Annotated in this window: 13 protein-coding genes and 1 pseudogene; 2 read left to right on the top strand and 12 right to left on the bottom strand. The window is 71.6% G+C overall.

What is annotated here, in order from left to right; translation table 11 throughout:
- Positions 1-69: 69 nt before the first annotated feature.
- The 9 genes from aroQ to ACFVDM_RS28045 all read right to left on the bottom strand — a co-directional run bounded on the left by aroQ (position 70) and on the right by ACFVDM_RS28045 (position 10,082).
- Positions 70-510 (bottom strand): type II 3-dehydroquinate dehydratase, encoded by a 441-nt coding sequence (aroQ, locus tag ACFVDM_RS28085; protein WP_383646065.1) that lies wholly within the window; start codon positions 508-510, stop codon positions 70-72.
- Positions 507-2,135, bottom strand: a complete 1,629-nt coding sequence (gene aroB, locus ACFVDM_RS28080; protein ID WP_383646061.1) for a 3-dehydroquinate synthase — start codon at positions 2,133-2,135, stop codon at positions 507-509. Before aroB ends, aroQ begins: the two co-directional genes overlap by 4 nt.
- Positions 2,132-3,316 (bottom strand): chorismate synthase, encoded by a 1,185-nt coding sequence (gene aroC, locus ACFVDM_RS28075; RefSeq protein WP_383646058.1) that lies wholly within the window; start codon positions 3,314-3,316, stop codon positions 2,132-2,134. Before aroC ends, aroB begins: the two co-directional genes overlap by 4 nt.
- 145 nt (positions 3,317-3,461) lie before the next feature.
- Positions 3,462-4,298 carry a shikimate dehydrogenase gene (locus ACFVDM_RS28070; RefSeq protein WP_383646053.1) on the bottom strand — a complete coding sequence of 279 codons (837 nt, stop codon included), beginning with the start codon at positions 4,296-4,298 and terminating at the stop codon, positions 3,462-3,464.
- Positions 4,285-6,021, bottom strand: a complete 1,737-nt coding sequence (mltG, locus tag ACFVDM_RS28065; protein WP_383646050.1) for an endolytic transglycosylase MltG — start codon at positions 6,019-6,021, stop codon at positions 4,285-4,287. The genes ACFVDM_RS28070 and mltG overlap by 14 nt, the downstream gene beginning before the upstream one ends.
- Before the next feature lie 96 nt (positions 6,022-6,117).
- Positions 6,118-6,591 (bottom strand): Holliday junction resolvase RuvX, encoded by a 474-nt coding sequence (ruvX, locus tag ACFVDM_RS28060; RefSeq protein ID WP_383646163.1) that lies wholly within the window; start codon positions 6,589-6,591, stop codon positions 6,118-6,120.
- A gap of 8 nt (positions 6,592-6,599) precedes the next feature.
- Positions 6,600-9,269 carry an alanine--tRNA ligase gene (gene alaS, locus ACFVDM_RS28055; protein ID WP_383646047.1) on the bottom strand — a complete coding sequence of 890 codons (2,670 nt, stop codon included), beginning with the start codon at positions 9,267-9,269 and terminating at the stop codon, positions 6,600-6,602.
- Positions 9,269-9,619 carry a DUF6167 family protein gene (locus ACFVDM_RS28050; protein ID WP_383646044.1) on the bottom strand — a complete coding sequence of 117 codons (351 nt, stop codon included), beginning with the start codon at positions 9,617-9,619 and terminating at the stop codon, positions 9,269-9,271. The genes alaS and ACFVDM_RS28050 overlap by 1 nt, the downstream gene beginning before the upstream one ends.
- Positions 9,620-9,626: 7 nt before the next feature.
- Entirely contained in the window at positions 9,627-10,082 is a 456-nt protein-coding gene (locus ACFVDM_RS28045; protein WP_383646041.1) for a DUF948 domain-containing protein, read from the bottom strand.
- A 201-nt stretch (positions 10,083-10,283) separates the two neighbouring features.
- Here ACFVDM_RS28045 and ACFVDM_RS28040 point away from each other — a divergent pair.
- Positions 10,284-12,531 (top strand): annotated as a pseudogene (locus ACFVDM_RS28040) (ATP-binding protein).
- A 1-nt stretch (position 12,532) separates the two neighbouring features.
- On the opposite strand, the gene rpsD reads toward ACFVDM_RS28040, so the two are convergent.
- Positions 12,533-13,147: a 30S ribosomal protein S4 gene (gene rpsD, locus ACFVDM_RS28035; protein WP_383646038.1), complete on the bottom strand. Its 615-nt coding sequence runs from the start codon at positions 13,145-13,147 to the stop codon at positions 12,533-12,535.
- A 188-nt stretch (positions 13,148-13,335) separates the two neighbouring features.
- Between rpsD and ACFVDM_RS28030 the strand changes: the two genes are divergently transcribed.
- Positions 13,336-14,037 (top strand): DUF2470 domain-containing protein, encoded by a 702-nt coding sequence (locus ACFVDM_RS28030; RefSeq protein WP_383646035.1) that lies wholly within the window; start codon positions 13,336-13,338, stop codon positions 14,035-14,037.
- A gap of 25 nt (positions 14,038-14,062) precedes the next feature.
- On the opposite strand, the gene ACFVDM_RS28025 is transcribed toward ACFVDM_RS28030, so the two are convergent.
- Positions 14,063-15,439 (bottom strand): replication-associated recombination protein A, encoded by a 1,377-nt coding sequence (locus tag ACFVDM_RS28025; protein ID WP_383646031.1) that lies wholly within the window; start codon positions 15,437-15,439, stop codon positions 14,063-14,065.
- Between the two features lie 72 nt (positions 15,440-15,511).
- Positions 15,512-16,147, bottom strand: a complete 636-nt coding sequence (locus tag ACFVDM_RS28020) for a vitamin K epoxide reductase family protein (protein WP_383646027.1) — start codon at positions 16,145-16,147, stop codon at positions 15,512-15,514.
- Positions 16,148-16,360: the final 213 nt, after the last annotated feature.

The following is a 16,360-nucleotide window of genomic DNA, read 5'->3' as shown; positions in this document are numbered from 1 at the left end:
ACTGGGGCAACGGCCGGGGACGCTCCGGAGTGCCCCGTCGGCCACAGGGACCGCGGAGCGGGTGGTGCGTCAGTCCGTCAGTTCGTCGGCGAGCGCGCGCAGCGCGAGCCGGTAGGAACCGATGCCGAATCCGGCCACGGTGCCCGTGGCGACCGGTGCGACCACGGAGGTGTGGCGGAATTCCTCCCGTGCGTACGGGTTCGAGATGTGCACCTCGATGAGCGGGGCGGTGCGCTGGGAGGCCGCGTCCCGCATTCCGTACGAGTAGTGCGTGAAGGCACCCGGGTTGAGAACGACCGGAATTGAACCGTCCGCGGCCTCGTGGAGCCAGCGGATCAGCTCCCCCTCGTCGTTGGTCTCCCGGACGTCGACGTCGAAGCCCAGCTCCTTGCCGAGGGTGCGGCAGGTGTCGACGAGGCCGGTGTAGGAGGTGCTGCCGTAGACGTCGGGCTCACGGGAGCCGAGGCGGCCGAGGTTCGGGCCGTTGAGGACGAGGACCCGGCGGGTCACGCCGACACCTCCCCGTAGGCGGCGAGCAGCACGGCCGGGTCGGGTCCCTCCAGGACGGTGGGCTTGGCGAGGCCGTCCAGGACGATGAAGCGCAGCAGGTCGCCGCGGGACTTCTTGTCGACCTTCATGGTCTCCAGCAGCTTGGGCCACTGGTCGCCGCGGTAGGTGAGGGGCAGCCCGACGGACTCCAGCACGGCGCGGTGCCGGTCGGCGGTGGCGTCGTCCAGGCGTCCGGCCAGCCGGCCCAGTTCGGCGGCGAAGACCATGCCGACCGAGACGGCGGCGCCGTGGCGCCACTTGTAGCGCTCGTTCTTCTCGATGGCGTGGGCCAGGGTGTGGCCGTAGTTGAGGATCTCGCGCAGACCCGACTCCTTGAGGTCGCTGGAGACGACCTCGGCCTTGACCCGGATGGCCCGCTCGATGAGTTCGGAGGTGTGCGGTCCGTTCGGGGTGCGGGCGCCCTCGGGGTCGGCCTCGACGAGGTCGAGGATGACCGGGTCGGAGATGAAACCGGCCTTGATGACCTCGGCCATCCCGGAGACGTAGTCGTGGACCGGCAGCGAGTCCAGCGCGGCCAGGTCGCAGAGGACCCCGGCGGGCGGGTGGAAGGCGCCGACGAGGTTCTTGCCCTCGGCGGTGTTGATGCCGGTCTTGCCGCCGACGGCCGCGTCGACCATGCCGAGCACGGTGGTCGGTACGGCGATCCAGCGCACTCCGCGCAGCCAGGAGGCGGCGACGAAGCCGGCGACGTCGGTGGTGGCGCCGCCGCCGACACCGACGATGACGTCGGTGCGGGTGAAGCCGGTCTGGCCCAGCGCCTTCCAGCAGTAGGCGGCGACCTCGACGGTCTTGGCCTCCTCGGCGTTGGGCAGTTGGACGGCGATGGCCTCGTAGCCCTGGTCCGCGAGGTCCTGGCGGACGGCCTCGCCGGTCTCGGCGAGCGCCTCGGGGTGCAGGACCGCGACGCGCTTGGCACGGTCGCCGATGAGTCCGGGCAGCTCGCCGAGGAGCTGCCGGCCGACCAGGACCTCGTACGGGTCGGTCCCGGCGCTGCCGGCGATGTGGATGCGGGTGGGTGCCTCGGTCATCGTTGCGTTCTCCCGGCCGGACGGGGCGTCCGGCAGTTCCAGTGCGTCGAGGACCGCCTGGGCGACCTCGTCCGGTGTGTGCCCGTCGGTCGCGACGGTGGCACGGGCGACCTCCGTGTAGAGGTGGCGGCGCGCCTCCATGAGTTCGCGCCACTGCCGGCGCGGGTTGACGGCGAGCAGCGGCCGGGCGGTGTTCAGTCCGACGCGCTTGACGGCCTCGTCCACGTCCATGGAGAGGTAGACGACGGGGCGGCCGGCGAGCAGGGCGCGGGTCGACGCGTCGAGGACGGCGCCGCCGCCGAGCGCGAGGACGCCCTCGTGCTCGGCGACCGCGGCGGACACGGCCTCCCGCTCCAGTGCGCGGAAGTGCTCCTCGCCCTCGTCGATGAAGATGTCGGAGATCGGCTTGCCCGCCGTCGCGACGACATCCGCGTCGGTGTCCCGGTAGCCGGTGCCGAGGCGGACGGCGAGGAGTTCGCCGACCGTGGACTTGCCGACGCCCATCGGCCCGACGAGGACGACCAGCGGACCGCTCATCGGATCTGGAGGTGGTCGAGGTACGACTGGACGTTGCGGTGGGTCTCCGCGACGCTGTCGCCGCCGAACTTCTCCGCGACCGCGTCCGCGAGGACGAGCGCGACCATGGCCTCCGCGACGATGCCCGCCGCGGGAACCGCACAGACATCGGAGCGCTGGTGGTGGGCCTTGGCGGGCTCGCCGGTCACCACGTCGACGGTGGCCAGGGCGCGCGGGACCGTCGCGATGGGCTTCATCGCGGCCCGGACACGCAGCAGCTCACCGGTGGTCAGTCCGCCCTCGGTGCCGCCGGAACGGCCGGAGGCGCGCTTGATGCCGTCCTCGGTCACCAGGATCTCGTCGTGCGCCTTGGAGCCGGGCACCCGGGCGAGGTCGAAGCCGTCGCCGACCTCGACGCCCTTGATGGCCTGGATGCCCATGAGCGCGGCGGCGAGGCGGGCGTCGAGCCGGCGGTCCCAGTGCACGTGCGAGCCGAGTCCGACGGGCACGCCGTACGCCAGCACCTCGACGACGCCGCCGAGCGTGTCGCCGTCCTTGTGGGCCTGGTCGATCTCCGCGACCATCGCCTTGCTCGCGTCGGCGTCCAGGCAGCGCACCGGATCGGCGTCGAGGCGCTCGACGTCGGAGGGCACGGGGTAGACCCCGTACGGCGCCTTGGCGGCGGCCAGCTCCACGACGTGGCTGACGATCTCGATGCCGGCGGTCTCCTTGAGGTAGGAGCGGGCGACGGCGCCGAGGGCGACGCGGGCGGCGGTCTCCCGGGCGCTGGCGCGCTCCAGGACCGGCCGGGCCTCGTCGAATCCGTACTTCTGCATGCCGGCGAGGTCGGCGTGGCCGGGCCGGGGGCGGGTCAGGGGCGCGTTACGGGCCTGTTCGGCCAGCACCTCGGGGTCGACCGGGTCGGCCGCCATGACCTGTTCCCACTTGGGCCACTCCGTGTTGCCGACCATCACGGCCACGGGAGAACCCATGGTCAGTCCGTGCCGGACCCCGCCCAGGAAGGTGACCTCGTCCTTCTCGAACTTCATGCGCGCACCGCGGCCGTAACCGAGCCGTCGCCGGGCGAGCGCGTCCGCCACCATCTCCGTGGTGACCGGGACACCGGCGGGAAGTCCCTCCAGCGTCGCCACCAGTGCGGGTCCGTGCGACTCTCCCGCGGTCAGCCAGCGCAACCTGCTCAACGGTGTGCTCCTCATGCTCGCGCCTGAAATCCAGCGGCGCGACCGGGTGCGCGGCCCTGGCCCGCCGCCCTCGATCCTCCCACGCCCGGCGCCCCGGCCCCGCCGCCGGTCCAGCAGACGGACGGATCGGACGGGGCGCGGCCGGTCAGCGGGCGGCCAGGGCCCGCTCGCCCGCCTGTCGCATGGCGGCCAGCGGCGCGGGCGCACGGCCCGTCATCTGCTCCACCTGGAGGACGGCCTGGTGCACCAGGAGATCCAGACCTCCGACGACTGCGCCCTTCCGGGCGGCCCAGGCGGCGGCGAGTCCGGTCGGCCACGGCTCGTACAGCACGTCGAAAAGGGAGCCCGGGTGCTCCGGCACGGCGGCTGCCAGCCCGTCCGTCGCCCCGGCCGGGGTCGTCGCCACGACCAGCGGTGCGCGCAGGGCCTGCGCGGCCTCGGCCCAGTCGGCGATCCGGACGTCGGCGCCGAGCCGTTCGCCCCAGCCGCGCATCTCGTCGCCGCGCTCGCGGCTGCGGACGTAGGCGGTGACCGGTCCCGTGCAGATGCGCGAGAGCGCGGCGAGCGCGGACGAGGCGGTGGCCCCGGCGCCGAGGATCGCGGCGGACTCGGCCTTCTCGACGCCGCGCTCACGCAGGGCGGCGATCATGCCGGGGATGTCAGTGTTGTCGCCGAGCCGCCGCCCGTCGTCGGTGAGGACCACCGTGTTCACGGCCTCGACGGAGGACGCGGTCGCGCTGATCTCATCCAGCAGCGGAATGACCGCCCGCTTGAGCGGCATGGTGAGGGAGAGCCCGGCCCAGGAACCGTCCAGCTCCGCGACGAACCCGGGCAGCGCCGCCTCGTCGATCTCGAACCGGTCGTACGTCCAGCCGTCGAGGCCGAGGGCGGCGTAGGCCGCCCGGTGCAGGACCGGGGAGAGCGAGTGGGCGATGGGGGATCCGAGGACGGCTGCGCGGTGGCGTCCGTCATTGGCTGGCATCGAACTTGTCCTTGAGCTTCAGGAACTCGGCGTAGGTCTTGGCGAACTCGGTCTTGTGCTCGCCGTCGGTGGCGACGAAGTAGATCCAGCCGTCCTTGGTCGGGTTCAGGGCGGCGGCAAGCGCCTCGTTGCCGGGGTTGCCGATGGGCCCGGGGGTGAGGCCCTGGTGGGTATACGTGTTGTACGGGTCCTTGTTCTGCCGGATCTCTTCCAGCGTGATGTTGATCTTGCTCTGCTTGTTCAGGTAGTTGTACGACGAGTCGAACTGGAGGTACTGGTTCGTCTGGGTGTTCGTCGGCTTGAGGCGGTTGTAGATCACTTCCGCCATCTTCCGGAAGTCGTCGTGCGTCTTTCCCTCGGCCTGAACGAGGCTGGCCGCGGTGAGCATCTCCCACGGACTGTCCAGATTGTGTTTCTTGGCCGCGGCGGAGAGGTCGAGCTTGTCGTACTCCTCGTTGGCCCGGGAGACCATCTTCTTGAGGATGGCCTCCGGCTTCGTCTCCTTGGTGACCGGGTACGCGGCCGGGTACAGGAAGCCTTCCAGCGGATCCTTGAGATCTTTGTGCCCACCCGCCCAGCCCGGCAGCCCCAGATCGGACTTCTTCTCCTTGGCGACGCCCTCGGTGGTGCCCTTCTTGAGCCCGAGCTTCTTGTCGACCATCGCGTAGACCGCGGAGTTCCGCGTGCCCTCCGGAATCACCAGAAGGTTCTGGCTCTTCGGGTCGACCATCATCTTCACGGCCTCGGCCGCCGACATCTCCTCGTGGAGGAGGTACACCCCGGCCTGGATCGACTTCCCCTTGGGGTTCTCGTTCTGGGCCGAGACGAAGGCGTCGACGCTCTTGACGACGCCGGCCTTCTTCAGGATGTTGCCGATGTCGTAGCCGTACGCGCCCTTGGGGATCTCGATCTCGACGGAGCCCGTACCACTGCCCGAGTAGTCGGGGTCCGGACCGTAGCGGTCCTTGTAGAAGGAGTAGCCGAAGTAGCCCACTCCCCCGAGGCCGCCGACCAGGACGAGGGAGACGACCAGGCAGGCGCAGCCGCTGCGGCCCTTTTTCTTCTTCTTGCCCTTGCCCCGGCGCTCGCCGTCCCCGCCGCCCCGCCGGGAGTCGCGGGGGTCGTCGTCGTAGTCCTCGTCCTCGGGCCCGCTGTCGTCCGCACCGGTGAAGAACGGGTGGGTCTCCTCGGGCTGGACGTCCGGGTCCCAGTCCTGACCGCGGTCGGGGGCCTGCTCGGGAGCGGCCTCACGCCGGCCGGGGGGCTGCGGCGGCGGATAGGCCTCGGGGGTGCCGTAGTAGTCGTTCGTCTCGCCGTAGCCGTACTGCGCGGGCTGCTGCCCGGTGTCGTACGGCATCGCGGCGGGCGTCTGGCCGGTGTCCCAGCCCCCGTTGTACGCGGGGTTGCCGCCGTAGGGGTCCTGCTGACCGCCGCCGTACGACGGCTGCTGCGGGTAGGACTGCTGCGGCTGTTGCGGGTGCTGCTGACCGCCGTACGGAGCCTGCTGGTGCTGCTGGGCGTAGGGGTCCTGCTGATGCTGCTGCGCGTACGGGTCCTGCTGATGCTGCTGGGCGTAGGGGTCCTGAGGGGCGTAGGACGGGCCTCCGCCGTACTGGTTCTGGCCGTGGGCAGGCTGCTGTCCGCCTCCCCATCCCTGGTCCCCGTACAGGGGATCCTCGGGATGCCACGGTTCGGAGCCGGGGCCCCGGCCATACTCAGTCATCGATCCCCTTGAGCCGCGAGACGACGTTCCGTCTCTTTTGCTGTGCGGTGTTTGTTCGACCACCGCCGCATCGCGCGGAACGTTACCGTATCGCGATCAGACAACCACTTCGACGCCTTCTCCGGGAGGATTGCCCGAAGCCCGCTCGGACTCCAGAGCGTTCTGGAGGATCACCACAGCGGCAGCCTGGTCGATGACGGATCGGCCCTTTTTGGACTTCACGCCCGAGGCCCGCAGCCCCTGACTGGCCGTTACTGTGGTCATCCTCTCGTCCACCAATCGCACCGGAATGGGTGCGACCGCACGGGCGAGCACCTGCGCGAAGGCACGCACCTTGGCGGCGGCCGGTCCCTCGCCGCCCCCCAGGGAGCGCGGCAGGCCGACGACGACCTCGATCGGCTCGTACTCCGCGACGATGGCGCCGAGCCGCCGGTGGGCGGCCGGGACATCGCGTCCCGGCACGGTCTCCACCGGCGTCGCCAGGATCCCGTCGGGGTCGCACGAGGCGACCCCGATCCGGGCGTCCCCGACGTCGATCGCCAGCCGGCGACCGCGGCGCATCTGCGGCATGTCCGTGGTCACGCCGTCTCGGTGACGAGACGCTCGACGGCGGCGACGGCGTCGCCGATGGCGTCCGGGTTCTGACCGCCGCCCTGGGCGACGTCCGGCTTGCCGCCGCCCCCGCCGCCGAGGGTCTTGGCGGCGGTGCGGACCAGGTCGCCGGCCTTGAGGCCGCGCTCACGGGCCGCCTCGTTGGTGGCGATGACGGTCAGCGGGCGCCCGTTGGCCGTGGTGAACAGGGCCACGACGGCGGGCCGGCCGCCCTGGATGCGGCCGCGGACGTCGAGGACGAGCTTGCGCAGATCGTCGGCGGAGGTGCCGTCCGGGACCTGACCGGTGACCAGGGCGACGCCCCGGACGTCCTGGGCGGACTCGACCAGTCCGGCGGCGGCCGCCAGGACCTTCTCCGCGCGGAACTTCTCGATCTCCTTCTCGGCGTCCTTGAGCTTGCCGAGCATGCCGGCGATCTTCTCCGGAAGCTCCTCGGGACGGCCCTTCACCAGCTCCTGGAGCTGGGCGACGACCGTGTGCTCCCGGGCCAGGAAGTTGTACGCGTCGACGCCGACGAGGGCCTCGATGCGGCGCACGCCCGAGCCGATGGACGATTCGCCGAGCAGCTTCACCAGACCCAGCTGGGCGGTGTTGTGGACGTGGGTGCCGCCGCACAGCTCCTTGGAGAAGTCGCCGATGGTGACGACGCGGACCCGCTCGCCGTACTTCTCGCCGAACTCGGCGATGGCGCCCTGCTTCTTGGCCTCGTCGATGGACATGACCTCGGCCTGGACGTCCAGCTCGCGCGAGAGCACCGCGTTGATCTTCTGCTCGACGTCGGTGAGGACCGTGCCGGGAACGGCGGCGGGCGAGCCGAAGTCGAAGCGGAAGCGGCCCGGGGAGTTCTCCGAACCGGCCTGGGCGGCCGTCGGGCCGAGCGCGTCGCGCAGCGCCTGGTGCGTGAGGTGGGTGGCGCTGTGGGCGCGGGCGATGGCCCGGCGGCGGGTGGTGTCGATCGAGGCGAGCGCGGCGGCGCCGACGGTCACCTCGCCGACCTGGACGACGCCCTTGTGGACGTGCACCCCGGGGACCGGCTTCTGGACGTCGCGGACCTCGATCACGGCGCCGGTGTCCAGCCGGATGCGGCCGGTGTCGGCGAGCTGGCCGCCGCCCTCGGCGTAGAACGGGGTGCGGTCCAGGACGACCTCGACCTCGTCGCCCTCGGTGGCGGCCGGCGAGGGCACGCCGTCCACGAGGAGGCCGACGATCGTCGACTCGCCCTCGGTGGTGGTGTAGCCGGTGAACTCGGTGGCGCCGGAGTTGTCCGCGACCTCGCGGTAGGCGGACAGGTCGGCGTGGCCGGTCTTCTTGGCGCGGGCGTCGGCCTTGGCCTTGTCGCGCTGCTCCTGCATCAGGCGGCGGAAGCCGTCCTCGTCCACGGACAGCCCCTGCTCGGCGGCCATCTCCAGGGTGAGGTCGATCGGGAAGCCCCAGGTGTCGTGGAGCAGGAAGGCCTTGTCACCGGGGATGACCCGGCCGCCGGCGGCCTTGGTCTCGGTGACGGCGGTCTCCAAGATGTTGGTGCCGCCCTTGAGGGCCTTGAGGAAGGCGGCCTCCTCCGCGAGGGCGACGGTCTCGATCCGCTTGCGGTCGGTGATCAGCTCGGGGTACTGCTGCCCCATCGTGTTGATCACGACGTCGATCAGCTCGTTGACGACCGAGCCGGTGGCACCCATGAGGCGCATGTTGCGGATGGCCCGGCGCATGATGCGGCGCAGCACATAGCCGCGGCCCTCGTTGCCGGGGGTGACGCCGTCACCGATCAGCATCACGGAGGTGCGGATGTGGTCGGCGACCACGCGCAGCGAGACGTCGGTGGACTCGGCGGCGCCGTAGCGCACCCCGGTCAGCTCGGTGGCCCGGTCCATGACGACACGCAGGGTGTCGGTCTCGTACATGTTCTGCACGCCCTGCAGGATCATCGCGAGGCGTTCGAGGCCGAGACCGGTGTCGATGTTCTTGGAGGGCAGGTCGCCGAGGATCGGGAAGTCCTCCTTGCCGTCCCCCGCGCCGCGCTCGTACTGCATGAAGACGAGGTTCCAGATCTCCACGTACCGCTCGTCGTTGACGGCCGGGCCGCCCTCGACGCCGAACTCGGGGCCGCGGTCGTAGTTGATCTCGGAACAGGGGCCGCAGGGGCCGGGGACGCCCATGGACCAGAAGTTGTCCTTCTTGCCCAGGCGCTGGATGCGCTCGGCGGGGACGCCGATCTTGTCGCGCCAGATGGCCTCGGCCTCGTCGTCGTCGAGGTAGACCGTGATCCAGAGCCGCTCGGGGTCCAGCCCGAAGCCGCCGTCCGCCACGGAGCTGGTCAGCAGCTCCCAGGCGTACGCGATGGCGCCTTCCTTGAAGTAGTCGCCGAAGGAGAAGTTCCCGCACATCTGGAAGAAGGTGCCGTGCCGGGTGGTCTTGCCGACCTCCTCGATGTCCGGCGTGCGGACGCACTTCTGCACGCTGGTCACGCGCGGGGCGGGCGGCTTGACCTCGCCGAGGAAGTACGGCTTGAAGGGCACCATGCCCGCCGGGACCAGCAGCAGAGTCGGGTCGTCCGCGATGAGCGACGCCGAAGGGACAACGGTGTGACCGCGCTCCTCGTAGAAGCTCAGCCAGCGGCGGCGGATTTCAGCCGACTCCATCAGTGGTCCTCATTCCGGTTGTACGTGTTGGAGGTGCGTGGGACAGGGGGGAGCGTGCGGCGGGGCCGGGGATCGGCCGCCTCCACGACGCTGTGGCGGCGCAGCGGCGGATCGGGGTCGACGGGTGCGTCGATTCCCAGCGCCTCGCCGAGCTCGGCTTCGCGTCTGGCCATGCCCTCGCGGACGTCCAGGGCGAAGTCCTTGAGCCGGTGGCCGGCCACGACCGCGCGGTCGGCGGCCTGGGCGGCCAGGCTCTCGGGGGCGAGCTGCCTGATCTTCCGGTTGACCTTGGTGGTGGCCCAGACCCCGGCGGCTGCGCCGGCGGTGAACCAGAACGTACGGCGGAACATCGCTGCGTCAGTCCTTCGATCCGCGGGCTTTGCGGCCGGCGCGCTTCCCGGCGCGGGCGGACGGCACGGTCCGGCCGGTGATGACCGTGCGCCGGGAGGGCTCCCCCGGCGCGGTGCCGTCGCGGCGGCCCAGCGCCCGTCGGACCCCGTAGCCGAAGGCCGCGACCTTGACGAGCGGGCCGCCGAACGTGGAGGCGACGGTGGTGGAGAGCGCGGAGGCGTTGGAGGTGACCTCCTGGACGTCCGTCGCGATCGCGTCGACCTTGTCGAGCTGGGTCTGCGCGGAGCGCACGGTCGCGGAGGCGTCGGCGAGCAGCGGGACGGCCTGTTCGGTCACGTCCGCCACGAGTCGGGTGGTCGCCCTGAGCGTCTGGGCGAGCCTCGCCAGCACGACGGCGAGGAACGAAACCAGGATCGCCCAGAAGACGGCCACCAGGATCCCGGCCACCTCACCACCGGACACAGTGCACCGCTCTCTGGTCGTGTCGTCTGTCTCTGTCTTGATCCCTGCTCTTCGGCTGCGGCCGTCTCGGCGGCCGGTTCACCGTGCCTTGAGCCTATCGCGCCGGGGCTCACGCCCTGTACCGCATTGTCGCCCGGCGCGGAGGGAGTTCCGGCACCGTGATTGTACGGAGCGCTTTCGGGCCAGTACTCTGCGTGTTTCATGCGACGCCCTCAGCGCTCCGTCCCCTCCCCCGGCTCCCCCGACGCGGCGGACACCCCCGCCTCCGCGCACGAGACCTGTGCGCCCTGCCACCCGGGCAACCTCCCGGCCGAACTGAGCGGGTTCGTGGGGCGCCGGGACGAACTGGCCGATGTGGCACGGATGCTGGAGGAGTCCCGGCTCGTCACCGTCGTGGGGGTGGGCGGGGTGGGCAAGACCCGTCTGGTCACGCGGGCCGCGGCGCTGCTGGAGAAACGGTACTGCGACGGTGCCTGGCTGGTGGAGCTGTCCGCCGTCCACGATCCGGCGCTGCTGGAGCACGCGCTGGCCGCCGCCCTCGGCCTGACGGACCACACCACGCGGTCCCCGCGCGCCACCGTCCTCGGCCACTGCGCGGACCGCCGGCTCCTGCTGGTGATCGACGGCTACGAACATCTCGTCGACGCCTGCGCGGAGCTGGTGCGTGAGCTGCTGCGGCGCTCGCCGGGGCTGCGGGTGCTGGCCGCCGGCCGGCTGCCGCTGGAACTGGACGGGGAGGCGGTGTACCCGCTGGCCACGATGGGCGACGAGGACGCGCTGCGGCTCTTCGCCGAGCGCGCGGCGGCGGTGCGGCCGGGTTTCCGGCTGACGGAGGGCAGTCGGGAGGCCGCCCGGGAGCTGTGCCGGCGGCTCGACGGGATCCCGCTCGCGCTGGAGCTGGCGGCGGGGCGGCTGCGCGCGCTCTCGGCCGAGCAGGTGCTCCAGCGTCTCGACGACCGTTTCCGGCTGCTCACCGGCGGGAGCCGGGGAGCGCTCGCCCGCCACCAGACACTGCGCACGGCCATCGGCTGGAGCCACGAACTGTGCGCGCCGGGCCAGCGGCTGCTGTGGGCCCGGCTCTCGGTCTTCGCCGGCTCCTTCGACCTGGAGGCGGTCGAGTACATCTGCAGCGGCCCGGAGCTGCCGGCCGACTCCGTGCTCGACGTGCTCTCCGGACTGCTGGCGCAGTCCGTCGTGCTGTGCGAGGACTCCCCGGCCGGAACCCGCTACCGGATGCTCGACACGATGCGGGAGTACGGCGCCGAGTGGCTGGCGGCGACGGGCGACACGGACCGGCTGCGCCGCCGCCACCGGGACTGGTTCCTGGGTCTCGCGACCTGGTGCGAGCTCGACTGGTTCAGCCCCCGCCAGGCCGAGGTGGCCGTGCGGGCCGAGAGCGAGCTGCCCAATCTGCGCCGGGCCATGGAGTGCTCCCTGGAGTGCCCCGAGGAGACGCATCTCGCGCAGTACCTGGCGGGCACGCTCTGGTTCCTCTGGGTCGGCTGCGGGCGCCTCGCGGAGGGCCGGCACTGGCTGGACCATGTGCTGGCCGAGGAGTCCCCGTACGACTCCTCCCGGCTCAAGGCCCTGTGGGTGCTGGGCTACGTCGCGGTCCTCCAGGGCGATCCGGTCGTCGCGATCTCGGCGCTGACCGAGTGCCGGGAGGAGGCGGAGCGGACGGGCGACGCCGTGGCCGCCGCCTACGCGGTGCATCGCACCGGCTGTCTGGCCCTGGTCACGGACGACATGGAGCGCGCCCGCACCCTCCTGAAGGAGGCGATCGGCCGCTACCGGGACATCGGCGAACTGAACAGCAATGTGCTGATGGCCCGGATCGAGCTGGCCATGGCCGTGGGCTTCCAGGGCGATCCGCAGGGCGCGGCCGAGATCTGCGAGGAGGTCCGGGAGATCTGCGAGGACCACGGCGAGCGCTGGGCGCACGGCTACGCGCTGTACGTCCTCGGGTTCGCCGCCCTCCAGCAGGGCCGCCCCGCGCACGCCCGGGAGCTGCTGGGACAGTCCCTGTCCGGCAGCCACTCCTTCCACGACCGGCTCGGCACCGTGCTCGCGGTGGAGCTGCTGGCCCTGGTCACGGCGGTGGAGGGGGACGCCGCCGAGGCGGCGCTGCTGCAAGGGGCGGCCGACCGGGTCTGGCCGTCGGTCGGACTCCCGCTGTTCGGCTCGGCGTACTACGGCGGGCCCCGCACGCGGTGCGAGGAGCTGTGCCGGGACGCGATGGGCGAGGAGGCGTACGCGGGGCGGCTGCGGGCGGGCGGCCGGCTCGCGGCGGACGCGATGGTGGCGAGGGCCCTGGCGGGCGGGGGCCGGTCGTCCGACACCGGGGATCCGCCCGGTGCGCGGCCCCCGGCCGGGCGTACGCGAAAGCCCGCCACCTCCCCGGTCGGGGAGGGGCGGGCCTGAAACGCCGGTGTTGAGCGGCTACGCCTGAATCAGCGGGCGTAGTACTCGACGACGAGCTGCTCGTCGCAGATCACCGGGATTTCCTTGCGGTTCGGGTCCCGGTCAAGGCGGAAGGCCAGGGCCTTCAGGTTCACCTGCAGGTAGCGCGGCGTCTCGCCGTCCGTGTCGTTGCCACCCTCACGGGCCACCTGGAAGGGGTGCTTGTCGCGGCTGCGCTCGCGGACCATGACGATGTCGTCCGGGCGGACGCGGAACGACGGCTTGTCGACCTTGCCACCGTTGACCTCGATGTGGCCGTGGACGACCATCTGGCGGGCCTGGTAGATCGTCTTGGCGATACCGGAACGCAGGACCAGCGCGTCGAGACGGCGCTCCAGCTCGACGACCAGCGCCTCGCCCGTCTTGCCCTCGGCCTTCTTGGCACGGTCGTAGGCGCGCACCATCTGGCGCTCGCTGATGTCGTACTGCGCACGCAGACGCTGCTTCTCCAGCAGACGGACCTTGTAGTCCGAGTTCTGCTTGCGGCCACGGCCGTGCTCGCCCGGCGGGTAGGGGCGGGCCTCGAAGTACTTGACGGCCTTCGGCGTCAGCGCGATGCCGAGCGCGCGGCTCTTCTTGACCTTGGGACGCGACTGATTAGGCACGTTCTCCAGACCTCCGAAATAGGTTAGGTTAGGCTCACCTTACTCAAGGAGATCGCATGTCTCGCCCTGGGAACACCACACACGTCACGGACAGCACAGACAGCGTCGACGCGCTCGATGGCGTCGAGATGACGGAGGACCGATCAGATCGTGGTCAGCCGCGTCCCAGCGGGCTTGAAAACACACGGATGCCGTCAGCAGCCGAGCGCACACGAACTCTCGTACAGAGTACCTGCTCCGCGGTGCTGCTCGTTCCCGGGGCCTCGGCGGCCGCCCCGGACGGTCCGGAGCCGCTGTCCAGGAGCGTCGGTCCGGACGGCGATCTCTTCCTTGAGTTCCCCTCGTCCTCCCCGGTCGTACGGGCCGTGACGCACCCCCGGGGCGGGGAGCCGGCCGGCGTGCTGGAGATCACGGACGTCGCCCCGGTCGCCGTACCGCACCGCGTGCGGGGCCGGGCCCGGATCTGCGGCCGGCTCACCGCGGTGCCGGGCCTCGCGGGCCCCGGCCGGACGGTGCTCTGCCTGGAGACGGCCGAGATCCATGTCGAGGACCTCTGGGGCGCGGGCCCCGTCACCCGCGAGGAACTGCGGGACGCGTCCGCCGACCCGCTCGCCGCCCACGAGACGGAGCTGCTCCAGCATCTGCACGCGGCCCACGGCGACACCCTGGGAACCCTGTGCGCGCTGCTCGGGGAGCGCGGCACCGGATCCGGTACGGCGGACGGACCGGCCGTCGTACCGCTCGCGCTGGACCGGCTGGGGCTGCGGGTCCGCGTCGTCGCACCCGGCGGCACCTGCTTCGACGCGCGCTTCGAGTTCCCCGAGCCGGTGCGCGACGCGGCGGAGCTGAGCCACGCCCTGCACATCCTCTTCCAGGCAGCCGCGGCCTGAGACCGTCCCGGCGCCCCGGATCCCGTTACGAGGCGTCCGCGTCGCCCGCGCCGTCCGCGCGGCCCAGCCGCTCGCGGACCCGGTCGGCCACATCCGCGTACCGCGCCTCGGCTCCGTAGCGCGTGGGCCGGTAGTAGCGCTTGCCGCGGACCGCGTCGGGGGCGTACTGCTGGGCGGCGATACCGCCCGGGACGTCGTGCGGATAGACATAGCCCTGGGCGTGACCGAGCTGGGCGGCGCCCTTGTAGTGGCCGTCGCGCAGATGCGCGGGCACCGGTCCGGCCAGCCCCTTGCGCACGTCCTCCTGGGCGGCGGAGATCGCCAGGGTGGCCGCGTTGGACTTCGGGGCGAGGGCCAGCGCGATCGTGGCGTGGCTGAGGGTGAGGGCCGCCTCGGGGAAGCCGATCATCGCCACCGCCTGGGCCGCGGCGACCGCCGTCGGCAGTGCCGTGGGATCGGCGAGGCCGATGTCCTCGCTGGCCGAGATCATCAGCCGACGGGCGATGAAGCGGGGGTCCTCCCCCGCCTCGATCATCCGGGCCAGGTAGTGCAGTGCCGCGTCGACGTCGGAACCGCGGATCGACTTGATCAGCGCGCTCGCCACGTCGTAGTGCTGGTCGCCGTCCCGGTCGTACTTCACGGCCGCCCGGTCGACGGTCTCCTCCACCGTGGAGAGCGTGATCGCCTTCTCGTGCTTGGCCAGCGCGGCGCCCGCCGCGGCCTCCAGGGCCGTCAGCGCCCGGCGCGCGTCTCCGCCGGCCACCCGCAGCAGATGCTCCCGGGCGTCCTCGTCCAGCGCCACCGCGCCGCCCAGTCCCCGTTCGTCGGTCAGGGCGCGGTCCAGCAGTCCGCGCAGATCGTCGTCGGTGAGGGATTCCAGCGTCAGCAGCAGCGAGCGCGAGAGCAGCGGGGAGATGATCGAGAAGTAGGGATTCTCGGTGGTCGCGGCGATCAGCGTGACCCAGCGGTTCTCCACGGCCGGGAGCAGGGAGTCCTGCTGCGCCTTGGAGAAGCGGTGGATCTCGTCCAGGAAGAGGACGGTCTCCTTGCCGTAGCCCCCGGTGGCGCGGCGGGCGCCCTCGATCACGGCCCGTACTTCCTTGACGCCCGCGGTGATGGCGGAGAGCTCGACGAATCGCTTGTTCGTCGCCTTGCTGACCACGTACGCCAGGGTCGTCTTCCCGATCCCCGGAGGACCCCAGAGGATCACCGACGAGGGGCCCGCCGGTCCTCCGCCGCCCTCGCCGACCAGGCGGCGCAGGGGGGAACCCGGCTTGAGCAGATGCTGCTGGCCGACGACCTCGTCCAACGTACGCGGACGCATCCGCACAGCGAGGGGGCTGCTGGACGGATCCTTCTCCTGGCGGTCTTCGGCGGCTGCGGTAAAGAGGTCGGGCTCCACGTCTCGAAGCCTATGCCACCCCACTGACAACGCCGCCGGGCCGGTGCGGGCCCGGCGGTGGGAGGGGTCCGGTCAGCTGGTCCAGAAGTCCCACCAGCGGGTCAGGATCAGCATGCCGATGATGCCCACCCACAGGACCGGGGGCACCCAGTGGAACTCGGTGAGGCCGTTGCGCAGCCAGGCGGGCGCGGGGATGATCCGGTGCTTGATGTTGTGCACGGTGACGTAGCAGAACATGAAGATCGTGGCGACCCAGGCCAGGCAGCACCACAGGCAGAGCGAGTTGATGTTGTACAGCGACTGGTACTGCAGCCAGGTGCAGAAGCCGACGCCGAAGAGCATGCCGGCGTTCATGCCCAGCCAGTACCAGGCGCGGAAGCGGGCCCCGGCGAGCAGCGCGAGACCGATGCCGATGATCACCGGGTAGGTGGCCATGCCGAGCATCGGGTTGGGGAAGCCGAACGCCGCCGCCTGCTCGCTCTTCATGATGTTGCCGCAGGCCACCACCGGGTTGAGGCTGCACCCGGGCACGAAGGTGGGGTCCTCCGCGAGCTTCAGCTTGTCGATCGTGATGACCCAGGCGGCGAGGAGTCCGGCGGCGCCCGTGATCACCAGCAGCAGCGCCAGCGCGCGGCCGCCGCCGATGGTCCGCGTCCCGCGGTCCTCGTCCTGGTCGGAGGAGGGATGGTCAACCGCTGCAGTCGTCATATCGCCGTTCCGTCAGTGAGTGGCCTGCTGGGGCAGGGTCATTGTGCCGTACGGTTCCTCCGCTTCTCCGTTCGATGCGGATAAAGACGCGCACACGGCAAGGGCTCCGCCGGGTGCCGAACGCGGTGGTGCCGGGGCCTCGTTGCCGCGACCGCCCGTCGGCAGGGTCCGCCCGCGCTCCGGGTAAATCGCCCGCCGGGGTGAAAACGACCG

The sequence above is a fragment of the Streptomyces sp. NPDC057682 genome (assembly GCF_042799575.1).
Classification (GTDB): domain Bacteria; phylum Actinomycetota; class Actinomycetes; order Streptomycetales; family Streptomycetaceae; genus Streptomyces.
Note: the sequence above shows the minus strand (reverse complement) of the source record. Positions and strands in the feature narration are given on the sequence as shown.